Annotated in this window: 15 protein-coding genes and 1 tRNA gene; 12 read left to right on the top strand and 4 right to left on the bottom strand. The window is 54.1% G+C overall.

What is annotated here, in order from left to right:
- Positions 1-52 precede the first annotated feature (52 nt).
- Both prfB and lysS read left to right on the top strand, forming a co-directional pair.
- Positions 53-1,151 (top strand): peptide chain release factor 2 gene (prfB, locus tag FFS28_RS14530; RefSeq protein WP_101737028.1). Its coding sequence is split into 2 segments (ribosomal slippage): positions 53-127 and positions 129-1,151, totalling 1,098 coding nucleotides; the frame shifts between segments, so codons are not numbered across the junction.
- A gap of 9 nt (positions 1,152-1,160) precedes the next feature.
- The gene (gene lysS, locus FFS28_RS14525; RefSeq protein ID WP_006178365.1) at positions 1,161-2,678 is read left to right on the top strand and encodes a lysine--tRNA ligase; all 1,518 of its coding nucleotides are present in this window, start codon (positions 1,161-1,163) and stop codon (positions 2,676-2,678) included.
- 48 nt (positions 2,679-2,726) lie between these two features.
- Here lysS and idi read toward each other — a convergent pair whose 3' ends face one another.
- Complete coding sequence (idi, locus tag FFS28_RS14520) at positions 2,727-3,269, bottom strand: isopentenyl-diphosphate Delta-isomerase (protein WP_137849899.1); 543 nt, start codon at positions 3,267-3,269, stop codon at positions 2,727-2,729.
- A gap of 151 nt (positions 3,270-3,420) precedes the next feature.
- On the opposite strand from idi, the gene actS reads away from it, so the two are divergent.
- From actS to FFS28_RS14505, 3 genes are all read left to right on the top strand, one after another.
- Positions 3,421-4,164, top strand: a complete 744-nt coding sequence (gene actS, locus FFS28_RS14515; RefSeq protein WP_042321883.1) for an amidase activator ActS — start codon at positions 3,421-3,423, stop codon at positions 4,162-4,164.
- An 80-nt stretch (positions 4,165-4,244) separates the two neighbouring features.
- A tRNA-Gly gene (locus tag FFS28_RS14510) sits at positions 4,245-4,318 on the top strand.
- Between the two features lie 432 nt (positions 4,319-4,750).
- Positions 4,751-5,065: a hypothetical protein gene (locus tag FFS28_RS14505; protein WP_137849898.1), complete on the top strand. Its 315-nt coding sequence runs from the start codon at positions 4,751-4,753 to the stop codon at positions 5,063-5,065.
- Here FFS28_RS14505 and FFS28_RS14500 read toward each other — a convergent pair.
- Positions 5,062-5,868, bottom strand: a complete 807-nt coding sequence (locus FFS28_RS14500) for a DUF4225 domain-containing protein (RefSeq protein ID WP_137849897.1) — start codon at positions 5,866-5,868, stop codon at positions 5,062-5,064. The two genes, FFS28_RS14505 and FFS28_RS14500, sit on opposite strands and share 4 nt — an antisense overlap.
- Before the next feature lie 771 nt (positions 5,869-6,639).
- Between FFS28_RS14500 and yjdI the strand changes: the two genes are divergently transcribed.
- The 6 genes from yjdI to FFS28_RS14470 all read left to right on the top strand — a co-directional run bounded on the left by yjdI (position 6,640) and on the right by FFS28_RS14470 (position 13,325).
- Positions 6,640-6,870, top strand: coding sequence for a 4Fe-4S mono-cluster protein YjdI (yjdI, locus tag FFS28_RS14495; protein ID WP_006178359.1), 231 nt, complete (start codon positions 6,640-6,642; stop codon positions 6,868-6,870).
- Positions 6,871-6,880: 10 nt separating this feature from the next.
- Positions 6,881-7,153 carry a GNAT family N-acetyltransferase gene (locus FFS28_RS14490; protein WP_137849896.1) on the top strand — a complete coding sequence of 91 codons (273 nt, stop codon included), beginning with the start codon at positions 6,881-6,883 and terminating at the stop codon, positions 7,151-7,153.
- Between the two features lie 194 nt (positions 7,154-7,347).
- On the top strand, positions 7,348-8,208 hold the full coding sequence (locus tag FFS28_RS14485) for a ChaN family lipoprotein (RefSeq protein ID WP_137849895.1): 861 nt from the start codon (positions 7,348-7,350) through the stop codon (positions 8,206-8,208).
- Positions 8,205-8,981 carry an energy transducer TonB gene (locus FFS28_RS14480; protein WP_137849894.1) on the top strand — a complete coding sequence of 259 codons (777 nt, stop codon included), beginning with the start codon at positions 8,205-8,207 and terminating at the stop codon, positions 8,979-8,981. The genes FFS28_RS14485 and FFS28_RS14480 overlap by 4 nt, the downstream gene beginning before the upstream one ends.
- 17 nt (positions 8,982-8,998) lie before the next feature.
- Positions 8,999-11,098 carry a S9 family peptidase gene (locus FFS28_RS14475; RefSeq protein WP_137849893.1) on the top strand — a complete coding sequence of 700 codons (2,100 nt, stop codon included), beginning with the start codon at positions 8,999-9,001 and terminating at the stop codon, positions 11,096-11,098.
- Between the two features lie 10 nt (positions 11,099-11,108).
- Complete coding sequence (locus FFS28_RS14470) at positions 11,109-13,325, top strand: TonB-dependent receptor domain-containing protein (RefSeq protein WP_052302325.1); 2,217 nt, start codon at positions 11,109-11,111, stop codon at positions 13,323-13,325.
- A 39-nt stretch (positions 13,326-13,364) separates the two neighbouring features.
- On the opposite strand, the gene FFS28_RS14465 is transcribed toward FFS28_RS14470, so the two are convergent.
- Together FFS28_RS14465 and FFS28_RS14460 are read right to left on the bottom strand one after the other, a co-directional pair.
- Entirely contained in the window at positions 13,365-14,594 is a 1,230-nt protein-coding gene (locus FFS28_RS14465) for an amino acid permease (RefSeq protein ID WP_006178348.1), read from the bottom strand.
- 119 nt (positions 14,595-14,713) lie between these two features.
- Positions 14,714-15,175 carry a multidrug/biocide efflux PACE transporter gene (locus tag FFS28_RS14460; protein ID WP_042321875.1) on the bottom strand — a complete coding sequence of 154 codons (462 nt, stop codon included), beginning with the start codon at positions 15,173-15,175 and terminating at the stop codon, positions 14,714-14,716.
- Between the two features lie 105 nt (positions 15,176-15,280).
- Here FFS28_RS14460 and FFS28_RS14455 point away from each other — a divergent pair, with 105 nt between their 5' ends.
- Positions 15,281-16,147, top strand: coding sequence for a LysR family transcriptional regulator (locus tag FFS28_RS14455; RefSeq protein WP_006178346.1), 867 nt, complete (start codon positions 15,281-15,283; stop codon positions 16,145-16,147).
- Positions 16,148-16,221: the final 74 nt, after the last annotated feature.

Raw genomic sequence — 16,221 nt, 5'->3', positions numbered from 1 at the left:
CAATCCCGCTCTTATCACCGCATTCTGACAAGCTCATAAAAGAAAACAGACCATGTTTGAAATTAATCCGGTAAAAAACCGCATTCAGGACCTCACGGAGCGCTCCGACGTTCTTAGGGGGTATCTTTGACTACGATGCCAAGAAAGAGCGTCTCGAAGAAGTAAACGCCGAGCTGGAACAGCCGGACGTCTGGAACGAACCTGAACGCGCGCAGGCGCTGGGTAAAGAACGTTCCTCCCTCGAAGCCATCGTAGACACGCTGGATCAAATGGCACAGGGTCTGGAAGATGTTTCCGGTCTGCTGGAGCTGGCCGTCGAAGCCGACGACGAAGAGACCTTTAACGAAGCCGTAGCAGAACTCGACGTACTGGAAGAGAAGCTGGCACAGCTTGAATTCCGCCGTATGTTCTCCGGCGAGTACGATAGCGCAGACTGCTATCTCGATATTCAGGCAGGTTCCGGCGGTACCGAAGCGCAGGACTGGGCCAGCATGCTGACGCGTATGTACCTGCGTTGGGCGGAAGCGCGCGGCTTCAAAACCGAAATCATCGAAGAGTCCGAAGGTGAAGTTGCGGGTCTGAAATCCGTGACCATTAAAATCATCGGCGATTACGCTTACGGCTGGCTGCGTACTGAAACCGGCGTACACCGCCTGGTGCGTAAGAGTCCGTTTGACTCCGGCGGCCGTCGCCATACCTCCTTCAGCTCCGCGTTCGTCTACCCGGAAGTGAATGACGATATCGACATCGAAATCAACCCGGCGGACCTGCGTATCGACGTTTACCGCGCATCCGGTGCGGGTGGTCAGCACGTTAACCGTACGGAATCCGCGGTGCGTATTACCCACATTCCAACCGGGCTGGTGACGCAGTGCCAGAACGACCGTTCCCAGCATAAGAACAAAGACCAGGCCATGAAGCAGATGAAAGCAAAGCTTTATGAACTGGAAATGCAGAAGAAAAATGCTGAGAAGCAGGCGATGGAAGATAACAAATCCGACATCGGCTGGGGCAGCCAGATCCGTTCTTACGTCCTTGATGACTCCCGCATCAAAGACCTGCGTACCGGGGTTGAAACCCGTAACACGCAGGCGGTGCTGGACGGCAGCCTGGACCAATTTATCGAAGCAAGTTTGAAAGCAGGGTTATGAGGAACCAACATGTCTGAACAACAATCACAGGGCGCTGACGCGGTAGTCGATCTTAACAACGAACTGAAAACCCGCCGCGAGAAGCTGGCTGCACTGCGCGAGCAGGGCGTGCCGTTCCCGAACGATTTCCGTCGTGACCACACCTCAGACCAACTGCACGCTGACTTCGACGCGAAAGAGAACGAAGAGCTGGAAGCGCTGAACGTCGAAGTGGCCGTTGCTGGCCGTATGATGACCCGCCGTATTATGGGTAAAGCCTCCTTCGTGACGCTGCAGGACGTGGGCGGCCGTATTCAGCTGTACGTTTCCCGTGACGATCTGCCGGAAGGCATCTACAACGAGCAGTTCAAGAAGTGGGACCTCGGCGATATCCTCGGCGCGAAAGGCAAGCTGTTCAAAACCAAGACCGGCGAGCTGTCAATCCACTGCACCGAGCTGCGTCTGCTGACCAAAGCCCTGCGCCCGCTGCCGGATAAATTCCACGGCCTGCAGGATCAGGAAGCGCGCTACCGTCAGCGTTATCTGGATCTCATCTCTAACGATGAATCCCGCAAGACCTTCAAAATTCGCTCTCAGATCATGGCCGGTATTCGCCAGTTCATGGTGAATCGCGACTTTATGGAAGTGGAAACCCCGATGATGCAGGTGATCCCTGGCGGCGCATCTGCACGTCCGTTCATCACTCATCATAACGCCCTGGACCTCGACATGTACCTGCGTATCGCGCCGGAACTGTACCTGAAGCGTCTGGTGGTGGGTGGTTTCGATCGCGTGTTCGAAATCAACCGTAACTTCCGTAACGAAGGCATCTCCGTGCGTCATAACCCAGAGTTCACCATGATGGAACTCTATATGGCGTATGCAGATTACAAAGACCTGATCGAGCTGACCGAATCCCTGTTCCGTACCCTGGCGCAGGATATTCTGGGCACCACGGAAGTGCCTTACGGTGAAGAGGTCTTCGACTTCGGCAAGCCGTTTGAAAAACTGACCATGCGTGAAGCGATCAAGAAATACCGTCCGGAAACCGAGATGGCCGATCTGGATAACTTCGATTCGGCGAAAGCGATCGCCGAAAGTATCGGTATCAAGGTTGAGAAGAGCTGGGGTCTGGGCCGTATCGTGACCGAGATCTTCGAAGAAGTGGCCGAAGCGCACCTGATTCAGCCAACCTTCATCACTGAGTATCCGGCTGAAGTTTCTCCGCTAGCGCGTCGTAATGACGAGAACCCGGAAATCACCGATCGCTTTGAGTTCTTCATCGGCGGTCGTGAAATCGGCAACGGCTTTAGCGAGCTGAACGATGCAGAAGATCAGGCGCAGCGCTTCCAGGACCAGGTAAATGCGAAAGCAGCCGGTGATGACGAAGCGATGTTCTTCGATGAAGACTACGTGACCGCGCTGGAGCACGGCCTGCCGCCTACTGCGGGCCTGGGTATTGGTATCGACCGTATGGTTATGCTGTTCACCAACAGCCACACCATCCGTGACGTGATCCTGTTCCCGGCGATGCGTCCGGTGAAATAAGTCGTAAAGACTAAAAAAAAGCCCCGTGCGATGTTCGCCGGGGCTTTTTTATTGTGCGGCGAAGGCCCGAAGCGCGTCGCGCGCGACTGTTGCCTCCATGTTCATCCACGGGCTAAAAGCCCACGGTGCGGCATCGAGCGCGCGGAACAGCGCCTCAAGTTCAACCCACTGACAGTCCATCACTTCGTCGTCGTTGAGGGCGATGTCATTGATAACGCGCGCGGCATAGACCGGACAAATTTCGTTCTCGACGATCCCGGAAGGGTCTGTTTCGCAGTAGCGAAATTCCGTTGCCACGGGGGTAATGTCGACGAGCTCTGCGCCCACTTCGAAGCGGCAGCGGCGGATAATTGCTTGTTCAATCTCTTCACCCGTTTGCGGATGACCACATACGGAGTTGGTCCAGACGCCCGGCCAGGCTTTTTTGCTCATTGCGCGTCGGGTGACGAGACATTCACCCTGGCTATTGAACAGCCAGGAAGAGAAGGCCTTATGTAGCGGCGTGTTTGACGTATGCGCGGCATACTTTTCCTGCGTGCCAATCGTCTTTCCCTGATTGTCCACTAAAATCACATGTTCCTGAATACTCATTCTTGCTCCAGTACCAAATTGCCGGAAAGGGCTGAATCATTATACGGCATTCTTATACGAACGGTTTGACCCGCAGAGCGGAAAAGGGCATGACCCAAACGAGGATCGACTGTTATCATAGTGCGCCATTCACGCTGAACGAGGATCTGATTTGTTTGCAGGAAGCCTGACCAGAAAGCCCATCACCGCCGTTTTCTGCCTGACGCTTGCGCTAATGTTAGCGGGATGTTCCGGCAGTAAATCCTCCGATATGGGCAGTTATTCCGGCGCGGTGTATACCGTAAAACGCGGTGATACGCTGTACCGTATTTCGCGTGCGACGGGTACCAGCGTGAAGGAACTGGCGCGTCTGAATAATATCTCGCCGCCTTACACCATTGAGGTGGGGCAGAAGCTCAAGGTTAACGGCGGCTCCTCTGCAAAGAAATCGGGATCCTCAAAAGGTAAAACCGCCAAAGTGACGCCATCCTACACGGTGCCGCAATCCTCCTGGCCGCCGGTGGGGCAACGCTGCTGGATTTGGCCAGCCAGTGGCAAAGTGGTCGTGCCGTACTCCTTATCTGAGGGTGGGAATAAAGGTATTGATATCGCGGCGGCGCGCGGAACCCCGGTCTATGCGTCCGGTGCCGGGAAGGTGGTTTACGTCGGCAACCAGCTGCGCGGATACGGTAATCTCATCATGATTAAGCACGGTGAAGACTACATCACGGCTTATGCGCACAACGACACGATGCTGGTTAACAACGGGCAAAACGTGAAGGCCGGGCAGAAGATCGCGACGATGGGCAGCACCGGAACGGACTCGGTGAAACTTCATTTCCAGATCCGCTATAAGGCCACCGCCATCGATCCGCAGCGTTATCTCCCGGCTCCGGGCGGTAAACCGAAGTGCTAAGTGATTATTTTATCGCCGGTTAGCGTTGCGAAGGCTTGTCTCAAAATGCGTAAGGTCTATAATGCCTTACGCACCTCAAAGCGGGCGTAGTTCAATGGTAGAACGAGAGCTTCCCAAGCTCTATACGAGGGTTCGATTCCCTTCGCCCGCTCCAGTCTCCTGAATATCAATACTTTACTATCCCTCAGTAAGTTACTTTTGGACAGATTCATCCAATGCATTTCAAGCCCGATGTGCGGCCCTATGAACCACATAAACAAGTGATTAGTGGTAATCCGGTAGTTACAGGCCCGCATCTGCCAGCGCTTCGCTCACGCTCCTGACGGTACTCGAGCACCCTGATAAGGTGTGATCTCTCTGACAATCTGATTTGGTCACTGGTGACTTTCGCAAAGCGAAACCAACCAGGTTGGCCTGATGAAGTCGCTACGCTCCGTTTGTTGCTTGGACCACTAACGGGGCTTTATGCTGCTATTGTCTGAAATCTGATACATTGCACAAACATCATGTGGAATGCTGTAAAATTCATCAGTATGATTGTGTATACCATCGCCAGTTAAGCGTTAAGGAATGCTGAGAGGACAATATGGATGTTACTGATGAGGTTTTGTTGAGTTCAGGGTTTACACCATCGGATTTGCAGAAGATAAAAAACAACATTGAAAGCTATGGTGGAACGTTGGGGGAAGCGATTCAGGATCTGGCTAATAGATTCAGGGTTGTTTTATGGATAACATCGGCATGTCTGATGGTTTTTATCATTTTAGTGTTATTTTCTGCGAAAGAAACCGTCGTAGGTGGTGGAATATCAATTCTGATCGCAATAGTCATCGTTACATTTATTCAGCCGCCAGTCCTTTCTTACAAATCCTGGCGGTTCTGGAGAAAATTCAGAGGCTAATGGTTCGATGTGTCAGTAGAAAGCAGGTCAAATATTACTTTGGCCTTAAGTCCATAACCTACTATTTTCATTGTTAATTTTGGACGGCTCATCGTATCGACCTTGCGATAGAAATCACGGGGCATCCATTTAAATAGCCTCCATGCTTCGGGTCTTCTGGCTAATCCAAAGATGCTATATACACTTGCGCTTAACGTAATAGCGTTATAAAACGCAAGTCCTGTTTCAGGCTTGAAACCCATAAATTGGGCCGCTTCTATAGTGCCATCAGCCACAAATCCCTCTGTTCTATATTGTTTTCCATATACACCAGGAATGATTTCTTTTGACAGACCGTTAATGCCATCTGTTACAAGGATAGCCCCTGCCAGCATACCTAAAGGTGTCATCGTAGCGACCATCAACGCACCGCCAGCAATCGCCATTCCAGAAACTACAATGTGAATAGCAGAAATCATGTAGCCGACGATTTTATTATTTTCCTTAACAAATTCGACCTTCGCGTAAAGCTGTGCGGACTTGGTTCTTAACAGACGCTCTTGTTCAAGCAAGCTGTTTGTTTCAGCACGCAGATTTTTGATGCATACAATGCATTCTTCATCGGTTTTAGCTCGTCGTGCTGTTTCAAATTCTTTCTCTACAACCTGTTTTATCTCTCCAACAAACTTGATACGCGTAAGACCATCTTGCAAATAGAATGCTGACAGCCGGTTTGCAGTTTCGACGAGTTTCCGGGCTTCCAGATTCACCATGGTATCTGACCATGTTCTGTTCCATCCCCTATTAAGCAGCGCGATATCCATAAAGCCTCCTTTCCTAAATGTATCTGGTCATTTTACGTGCAATAAGGTCGGAGACAACAGGAAATACATTTCCCAATATCTGATTTTAGCGGAAAGAACACATGATCAAACCTTGAAACTCCACGCCGCAATTCTTTATTTTTCATTGTCCGACGTTCCAAACGTATTGGAGTACGGGCAGGACTGCGAGCGAGTCACCAACGTGAACAAGTAAATTCTGTTTTCGTATCCCCTATATACCCCAGTGCAGCCTCACATCCATGCCCGGCAAAAAATCCAGCCGACGACGAGCCACAGCACTAAGAGTACCGCAACCTCAAAGTATATTTTCATGGTTGTTGTTATAGATGTGATTATTAATGTGGTAATGATTTGAAGGGGTATTTTGTAAGGTAGTGGCTGACAGGACAAGCAACAAATTTTAATTGGATATTAGCAATACTGATAATTCGCTTATGATAATAATAAAAGGGGCTTTAGCTACTTGTACACTAATCATTTTCACAACCCGCCCCGTGGGTGCCCCGCTTCGCCTGCGCCAGGCCTTGTTTAAAAGCGCTTTTCTTCATCAAATATCGCTTCATGATGCCTGCCTTTCGTTCCGTCTGACAATGTCAGGCAGGAAACATACCAGAGCATGACATGCACAAAAACATGAAGCATCCGGCGTGAGCAGCATTGTGACTGTCTTTACGTTTATCCACCTTATAGCCACAGCGACCGCCTGAGGCTATGCTTCATCCTGCATCATAATAATGAAGAGGCAATGTCATGGATAAAGAGCTCCTGGAAGCGGGGTACCGGGCCTATACCGGTGAAAAAATTGATGTCTATTTCAACACCGGGATCTGCAAACACTCGGGAAACTGCGTGCGCGGCAGCGCGGCGCTGTTCGACCTGAAACGTAAACCGTGGATTATGCCTGATGAAGTGGACGCTGAAACGGTTGTACGCGTCATTGATACCTGCCCAAGCGGTGCGCTGAAGTATCGCCAAAAATAAGTGAGGAACCATGGATATTCTGGAAGGCCATAATATGTTTTACGTGAACGATGCGAACGGGAATAAGGTTGCCGAGATTGTTTTCGTGCCAACCGGCGAGCACCTTAGCATTATTGAGCATACCGACGTTGACCCGAGTCTGAAAGGGCAGGGCGTTGGCAAAAAGCTGGTGGCGAAAGTGGTGGAAAAAATGCGCGGTGAGCAGCGTAAAATCATCCCGCTCTGCCCGTTTGCCAAACACGAGTTTGATAACACCCGCGAGTATGACGATATTCGCGCCTGATCCGTCGACAGGGACGTCATCGACACCCTTCAACATGTAACAGCCTGAAAAATTAAGACCTGTTAATTAGCATGGTGATTAATTGTAAATGAGAATGATCTTGATATTCATTCTCATTGGCATTAATGTTTGCTCGTTGTTTATTCAGTTTACGGGCGAAACCTTCAAATATAGAAGGTAAGACATTGATCACTATGAAAAAGAAAAGTATTACGGCATGGCTGCTGTTCTGTAGCACTCTGGTCCTGACTGGCTGCCAGTCAATGGATACTCCACCGCAGCTTGCTGCGCAACTTCCTCCCACCTCTCGCATTATTGATGCGCAAACGGGCAAGACGCTTACGCCCGATGCACTTCTGGCGGTGCTGAGCCGTGCGCCGGCGGCGATCGTCGGTGAAGAGCACACCAACGCCGATCATCACGCCATTGAGCTTTGGCTTTTGCAAAACATGGTCAAGAAACGCCCGCAGGGCAGCGTGTTGCTGGAGATGTTAACCCCTGACCAACAGCCTGCGGTTGACCGTGTTAAACAGGCGCTGCATGACGGAGCCGCAATGCGCGAGCCGCGGATCCAGGAGGCGCTGCGCTGGAACGTGGGGTGGCCGTGGCCGCTGTACGGCGCGCTGGTGATGACCGCGCTTAAGGCCGATTACCCTTTGCTGGCGGCCAATATTACGCGCGAACAGATCGGCGAAATTTACCAAAATCCCGTTTTCCCGGCGGGTGAACACTCCTCTCTGAAAACTGTCCGCGACGCTCAGGCGTCCATCATCTACCTGATGCACGGCGGCGACATCCAGGCGGCGCAGATACAGGCGATGGTCGCTATCCAGCAAAACCGCGATCGGGCGATGGCGCAGGCGCTGATCGACGCGCCTAAGCCTGCCGTTCTGTTCGCCGGTGGCTACCATGCGGCGAAAGATATCGGTGTGCCAGTGCACATCCAGGATCTCAACGGCTCCGCGCCTGTCGTCCTGATGCTCGCGACTGAAGGCACCACGATAACGGCGAAGCAGGCGGATTACGTCTGGTTTGTGCCGGCCAGCAAACCATGAACCTGCACTGTGATATTCGCGCGCCCTGGGTAAGAGGGGCGGCCACCAGCGTCATTGCGCACGCCGCCATTGCGCTGCCGTTTATCCTGCATTTCGCCAGCCCGCCGCCGGTGGCCTCCCCGGCGGCGGTCATGGTCGCCTGGTCACCTGAGCTCGAAGTCTCGCTGCTTCACCCGACGCTGCCCCCCGGCATCAGCCAGCAGCGGAAGGTTGAGGCAATGAGCGCCGAGGACGCGCCGCAGCGCAAAGAAATGCCGGTGCTGCCGGTCGTCGACGAGGCGGAATTCCAGACGGTGGCGCGCAAGCCCGTGCAAAAAACGGTGAAAAAAACCGAGGCGAAAAAGACATCTCACCAGCAGCAGCGGGAAGAGAAGGGCAACGCGACCCTGACCAGCCGCGCGGCACCGCCCGTGCAGGCCATCGTCAGCACGCGCAACGCCGCGCCGCTTGATACGGACTCCGCCGTGCAAAGTCGCCAGACAATCGGCTGGGAGGCGCTGGTGAAAGGCAAAATCAACCGAATGCGCAATTACCCCGAAGATGCCCGACGGCGCAAACGCACCGGCACCGTGGTGATTGCCTTTAGCGTGAATGGCCGGGGTGAAGTGCTGGCCAGTCGGCTGGTGGACTCCTCCGGCACGCTGTCGCTTGACCGCGCCGCGCTGGATGCCCTGCAAAAAGCGCAGCCGCTCCCGCAGCCGCCGGCCAGTATTTTGCGCAACGGTATTCATAACGTGACGTTACCCGTGGAGTTTACGCTTCTCAGGATTTAAAACCGAAAGGACGACAAATGCACTATTTCCGGTTAATGGCCGCAGGCATTCTGCTGGCGGCACCGTGGGCTATTGCCCAAAACCTGCCGCAGCCGCCGGTGGCCAAAAAAGTGACCCATGCGACGGAAATGTTTGGCGACACGCGTCAGGACGACTATGCCTGGATGCGCGACGATACCCGGCAAAATAAAACGGTGCTGGATTATCTGCGTCAGGAGAATCTCTACACGCAGCATATTTCCGCCACGTGGCAGCCGTTAAAAACGCAGATATATAAAGAGATGCAGGCGCGACAGGTTGAGGATAATTATACCCAGCCGGTACGTAAGGGGCATTACCTTTATAAAGTCGACTATCAGCGCGGGGCGAATTTCCCGCGGATCCTGCGCCAGAAAGAGGGCGAGACGGAATGGGTACTGGTGCTGGATACCGCCGGGCGCAGCAAAAATCACGACTATTATGCGCCGGGGCGTTTTACCGTCAGCGAAGATAATCGCTATATCGCGCTGGCGGAAGATTATACCGGCGACGGACAGTACCGTATCTCGGTCTATGACAGCCAGAATCGGCAATGGCTGAAAACGCAAATTAAACAGGCCTCTGACGATATCGTTTTCAGCAACGACGGCAAACTGCTCTATTACGTGGCACTTCAGCCCGAGACGCTTACGCCAGACAACGTAATGCGCGTGGAGTTAAGCACCGGAAACAGGCACGCCGTCTGGCAGGAAAAAGACGGCCAGTTTTATACCGGCATCGCGCGTTCGGCCTCAGATAAGTATTTACTTATTACCCTTAGCGCCAATGATACCTCCGAAGTGCGCTATCTCGCTTTAGATCATCGCGATGCGCCTTTGCAGCTCTTACGCCCTCGCAGCAGCGGGACGGAATATTACGCCGATCACGCCAATGGCCGCTTTTATATTCGCAGTAACCACCAAAATAAACGCTTTGGCCTGTATCAGGGTGACGGAAAAACGGCCTGGCAGCGGGTGCTGACGCCTGAGAAAGATTATGAGCTGGAAGAGTTTACCTTATTTAACCGGGCTGTGGTGGTCGCAGAGCGCTACGACGGGAAAACCCATTATCGCAAATTAAATTTTGCGGACAACCACTGGCAGTCATTACATTTTCCGGATCAAACCTATATGGCGCGGACCGGCAATAATAGCGATGGCCGCGCCACCGTCTTTCACTATATCTACGCCTCGCTCGACCGCCCGCTTGGGTATTACACCTGGGATCTGGCGAGCGGTAAGGTCACGCGCATCCATCAAAAAGCCGTCCCCGGGCTGGTGGAAGGCACCTATACCAGCAGGCTGATCTTCGTTCCCGCGCGCGACGGCGAGTCCATTCCCGTGTCGCTTGTCTGGCGAAAAGATCGCTTTACGAAGGGACATAACCCGCTGCTGGTTTACGGCTACGGGGCCTACGGCATGAGCCTGGACGCGGCGTTCAGCGTGCCGCGCATGAGCCTGCTGGATCGCGGTTTTGTCTTCGCGCTGGCGCACGTGCGCGGCGGCGGCGAGAAGGGGGTGGGCTGGTATCAGGCGGGCAAAAAAGCCAATAAGCAGAACAGCTTCAACGACGTTATCGACGCCACGCGGGGCCTGGTGAAACAGGGCTATGGCGACGCCCGTCGCGTCTACGGCATGGGCGGCAGCGCGGGCGGCCTGCTGCTTGCGGGGGCGGTGAACCAGGCACCGGATCTTTTCCAGGCCGTGGTGCTGCAGGTGCCGTTTGTCGACGTGCTCAACACCATGCTGGATAAAACCCTGCCGCTCACCCAGCAGGAGTACGGCGAATGGGGCAATCCTAATACGGCAGCAGACTACAAAGCCATCAGGGCCTGGAGCCCCTACGACAATATTACGCCAAACGCCTGGCCGACGATGCTTGTCACCACCGGGCTGTATGACTCCCGCGTGCCTTACTGGGAAGCGGCAAAGTACGTCGCGCGTCTGCGCGCAACCAATACGCAAAAAAATAACGTTCAGCTCCTGAACGTCAATATGAATTCGGGGCATAGCGGCCGCAGCGGTCGTTATTCCCGTCTTGAGGACTCCGCCGAGGCGTTTAGTTTCCTCATTTTTGTTGATAGCCAGAAAAATAAATAAGGGGTGTATTTTGAAAAGCACACACGTCGTTGGCTATATGCTGACAGGGTGTCTTATTGTTCCCGTTACCACCTTCTCCGCTGAGAAAGAAGGGGAATCGGTATTTTCGACATTGACCATTACGGATAACGCACAGGCAGAAACGAACCATCCCGGCTCGTCGGCAGAAACCTATACGCGCCCGGGTGCCTACAGCTCGCGCACGCTGAACGAGAATCTGCAAAGCCTGGACGCCTCGTTGCGCAGCATGGCGGGGACATACACGCAAATCGATGCGCTACAGGGGGCGGTGAACGTTAACATTCGTGGGATGAGCGGGCTGGGGCGCGTTAATACCATGGTGGATGGCGTGACCCAGACATACTACGGTATGGCACCCACGACCTATCACTTCGGGCAAAATAACGGCGCAGGCGTGCTGATCGATCCTAACTTTCTTGCCGGGGTTGACGTCACGCGCGGCAGCAGCGCCGGATCGCAAGGCGTGAACGCCCTGGCGGGCAGCGCCAACATGCGCACGCTGGGCATTGATGATGTGATCAAAGCGGGAAGGCAAACCGGCGTCCTCTCGCGCTTTTCGGTTGGCGATAACGGCCTGGGGCGGACCGGGATGGTGACGGTGGCCGGTAAGGCTGATCCCTTTGATAACGGCGGGCTGATCGGTGCGCTGGTGGGCATCAGCGGCAGCCGGACCTACGCCACCTTCGATAACGGCGGTGGGCGCAGCAGCAGTGAGTTTATCGGCGAGGACGTGAAGTATATGCGCCAGGAGCCACGCTCCCAACTGTATAAGCTCAACTTTGATCCTAATCCTTACCATCACATCGAGTTTGCCGGGCGTAACTATCAAAACGTCTTTACCCGACGCGATATCACCAGCGACGATTATTACCTGCGCTACAACTTTGCGCCGCTCACCGAGCTGATCGATTTTAACCTGCTGGCCAGCACGAGCCGTGCCGAGCAGGATTACAAGCCGGAATCGCTGTACAACTTTAATAACGCCTCGACGGAGAATAAATCGAACGCGCTGGATATGAGTAACACCAGTCGGTTCCGCTACGCCGATATTGACGTCGCGTTTCTGTTCGGCGGTAAGCTGATGGACACCGAATACACCCGCCGTTTTGAGCAGGATAACGATACCGACAGGAACGCCTTTGTGCCGTCCGGTAAGCAGAAGATTTCGTCGCTTTATACCGGCTTAACCCTGAATAAAAGCATCTACCAGCTCGATCTCAACCTCAACTACACCCGCAGCAAGGTGTCAGGCATAAAACCGGCCTGTGACGCCAACGAAAAATGTTTCCCGCAGGGGGAGGCAACGATCGACCTGGACGATAAAGCGCTCAACCCGTCCGCGACCCTGTCTGCCCAGGTCACGCCTTGGCTGCAGCCTTTCGTCGGCTGGAGTCGCTCCTCCCGCGCGCCTAATGTGCAGGAGGTCTTTTTCGCGAACGAGGGTGGCGCGTCGATGAACCCGTTCCTGAAACCGGAGAAGGCGGATACCTGGCAGGCGGGCGTCAATATCGTCAAAGAGGGGCTGCTGACGGAAAGAGATTCGTTCCACATGAAGGCGCTGGCCTACGAGTCGCGCATCAAAGATTATATCAACAGCGAATCCTTTTTCCTGTGCTACGACGGGTCGCGCTGCAAGGATATTGATAACTCGGCGAGCGGCTTCAATGCCAATATCTACATCAATACGCCGTCCCCGGTAACGTCCCGGGGGTATGAAATCGAAGCCGGATACGATGTCGGCTATGCCTATGTCAACGTCACCTGGAGCAAGCAGCAGACGGATCAGCCTACCTCTATCGCCAGCACCAGCTACAGCTTTGCCTACGACGACATGAGCGATTTGCCTGACTATTACGCCACGCTGGATCTTGGCGCTCGCTTTTTCGATGAAAAGCTGGTGGTGGGGAGCCTGTTTAAATTCACCGGGAAATCAAAACGCCTGAGCACCGAAGGCATCAGTATTGATTCGAATACGGTCCCGAAAGAGAGCATGCCTGATATTCCGACCATCGTCGATCTCTACAGTAGCTATCAGGTGACGGATAACGTCCTGCTGCGTCTGGGCGTGCAGAACGTGACTAACCGCGATTACTCCGAGGCGCTCAACCGCATGAATCAGAGCCTGGACAATGCCGTTGAAGGGGCGTCGCTAAATACCACGGCGCGCGGCCGAACCTGGATTGCGGGCGGGGAAATTCGCTTCTGATAAAAAGCGGTGTTCAGCCGGGCGCTGAACACCGTGTGTTTAACCGACGAACATTACCGATACGCACAGCACGCCGACGATCAGCGTCAGCAGGTTGCCGATGGAGCGGTACGGCTTGAGCGAAGGGATAAGGTAGGTCGAAAGCGTTGGCATGATGAACAAGATCATGGCAATAAGCGGGCCGCTGATGGCGTAAATCATCGAGATGGCATTCGGATTAATGCAGCAGACCACAAAGGTGATCAGCGATACGCCCAGAATGGAAATCGCGCGGTTAAAGGCGCGGCTTTTCTTCACGCCCACCTGATTCAGGCCCGATTTGACGATCTCCGTTGCCCCTTCAATCACCCCGAAATAGGTGCCAAGGAACGATTTTGACATCGCGACAATCGCCACAATAATGCCGGAGACCCCCAGCCAGGCCGGAGACGAAGGCATCATCGACAGCGCAGAGAGGATGGTGACCCCTTCCTCTTTGGCGGCGACGATATAGGACGGCGGGATCGAGAGCAGGCAGCTGAACACAAAGAACAACACGCTCAGGCAGATGATCAGGTAAGCTACCTTCATGATTTTTTTGCATTTACCCATGGCCGCGTCACCGTATTTTTCGCGACGGTCAACGGCAAACGTCGAGATAATCGGGGTATGGCTAAAAGCGAAAACCATCACCGGGATCGAAATCCACACCTGATGCAGCGTATGTTTGTCGAACGCCATCTGGCTGGTCAGAAGCGTTGGCTCCCAACTGCCGGTCAGATAGAGCGACACAAACAGGAAATAGGCAATCAGCGGGAAGACGAGGAAACCCATGACCTTGATGGTGATGTGGCGGCCCATCAGGAAGATCAGATTCAACACCAGCACCACGCCAAAGCTCACCAGCATGCGCTCCGGGAGCGTAATCGCCATGCGCTTCGCCAGCTGTTCGGTTAAGGAGTTGGTGATCGCCACCGCGTAGATCAGCACCACCACAAAGAAGGCAATGAAATAGAGCGTGGTGATCAGGTTACCGATCTTCTTGCCGTAGTAGTGATTCACCGCGCCGGTGATGCCCTCGTTGCCTGTGGTTTTCGAGGACAGGATAAACTGCGCGAGCGCTTTATGCGGCCAGTAGGTTAAGGGATATGCCACGAGGGCAGTAATCAGCAGGACGAGTGCGCCTGCGGAGCCGAGCTGAATGGGCAAGAACAGCGTTCCTGCGCCCACGGCAGTGCCGTAGAGGGCGAAACTCCAGAGAGTCTCTTCTTTTGACCAAATTTTCGACATTAGAGCAACGTATCAACTGTAAAACGAACAAAAAGAAGTGCAATTTACCATAATTGTGAGCGGAGGGCGCAGTTGCTTCGAAGGAGATTGGCCGGCGATGAAAGCCGGCCTGAGGGAAATCAGTTTGCCAGGGCGCGTCGCTGCTGGCGTCGCTTGATGATTTTCTCGCGCAGAGTGTCATACGCCCAGTTATAAAACATGGTGTAGGGCAGGAAGAACAGGAAGAACCCAATCTCCAGGGACAACGCCTGCCACAGCGTGACGCCCAGCACCGCAGCAACGATGGAGACGCCGATGACGATAAACCCGCACTCGAACCCCAGCGCGTGCAGGGCGCGCACTTTAGCCGTGCGTTTGATGCGGTGAACGGGCCAGAAGCGGTCGAAGCCGAAGTTATAGATAATGTTCCAGAGCATCGCAGTGGTCGCCAGAATAATGGTTAACCCGCCCATTTCAACGACGGAGCGCTGCATAAAATACGCCGCCGTCGGGGCGAGGATCGCCGTGGCAATCCCTTCAAAACAGACGGCATGAAAGATCCGCTCCGGCAGTTTACGTTGGAGTGCATCCTGATGTTGCATAGCGTTAGACCTCGTTATTTCGCCAGGTGGGGCGTTAATGCCGCCTATTTTTATCGCTAAAGATGATATATAAAAGATGGTATCCATCGATAAAGTAGATACTTCATGCGTTACTCTCCCGAAGCTCTCACCGCCTTTGTTGAAACCGTTGCCGCCGGCTCTTTTTCCGCCGCCGCGCGCCGCCTGCGCAAAAGCCAGTCCACCATCAGCACCTCGATAGCGAACCTGGAGGCCGACCTCGGGTTTGATCTCTTTGACCGCTCGGCGCGCCAGCCGGTGTTAACCAGCCAGGGCGAGCAGGTGCTGGGCTACGTGCAGTCGATTCTTGCCGCCAGCGCCCGTCTGGACGAGCTGGCGGTGTCGCTGACCGCGCAGACCGAAGCGCGCCTGACATTCGTGCTTTCCGATACGCTCAACCCGGACGTACTGGAAGATCTGATGAACCAGTTCGACCAGCGTTTTCCCCATACGGAATTCGAATGCCTGATTGGCGAGGAAGAGGATGTCATCGACCTGCTGCAGAAGGAGCGGGCGCAGATTGGCCTGACGGAAGCGCGCGAAAGCTACCCGACCGATATTGGCGTGACCCGGCTTCCCATGCAGACCCGGATGGCAATCTACGTCTCGGCGAACCACCCGCTGGCGGGTCAGCATGAGACGAAAGCCGATGAGCTGCACGGCTGGCGCGAGCTTCAGCTGAGCACCTACCTCGAGCGGGAGGCGACGCGGGCGCGCGGGCCGGTCTGGTCCGCGCCGAATTACCTGTTACTCCTGAGTATGGCCGTGCAGGGCTTTGGCTGGTGCGCGTTGCCCTGTGCGCTGGTGGATGAATTCGCGGCCGCAAAATCGCTGGTTCAACTCAACGTGCCGGGCTGGCCGCGATCGATAGCCATCGATCTGCTGTGGAATAAACGATCGCCACCTGGCGTCGCGGGAAGCTGGCTGCGCCAGTATTTGCAGGACGCACGCTAATCCTTGTGATTAAACTCACTATTTTTAAACAATTGCATCAATTGTTGATAACAATCCTCTACTATCGTCCTGTC

Origin of the sequence: Enterobacter sp. 2VL (assembly GCF_005503595.1) — a bacterium.
Classification (GTDB): Bacteria; Pseudomonadota; Gammaproteobacteria; order Enterobacterales; family Enterobacteriaceae; genus Enterobacter; species Enterobacter cancerogenus.
The sequence above is the reverse complement of the archived record's forward strand: the minus strand, read 5'-3'. Positions and strand labels throughout refer to the sequence as shown.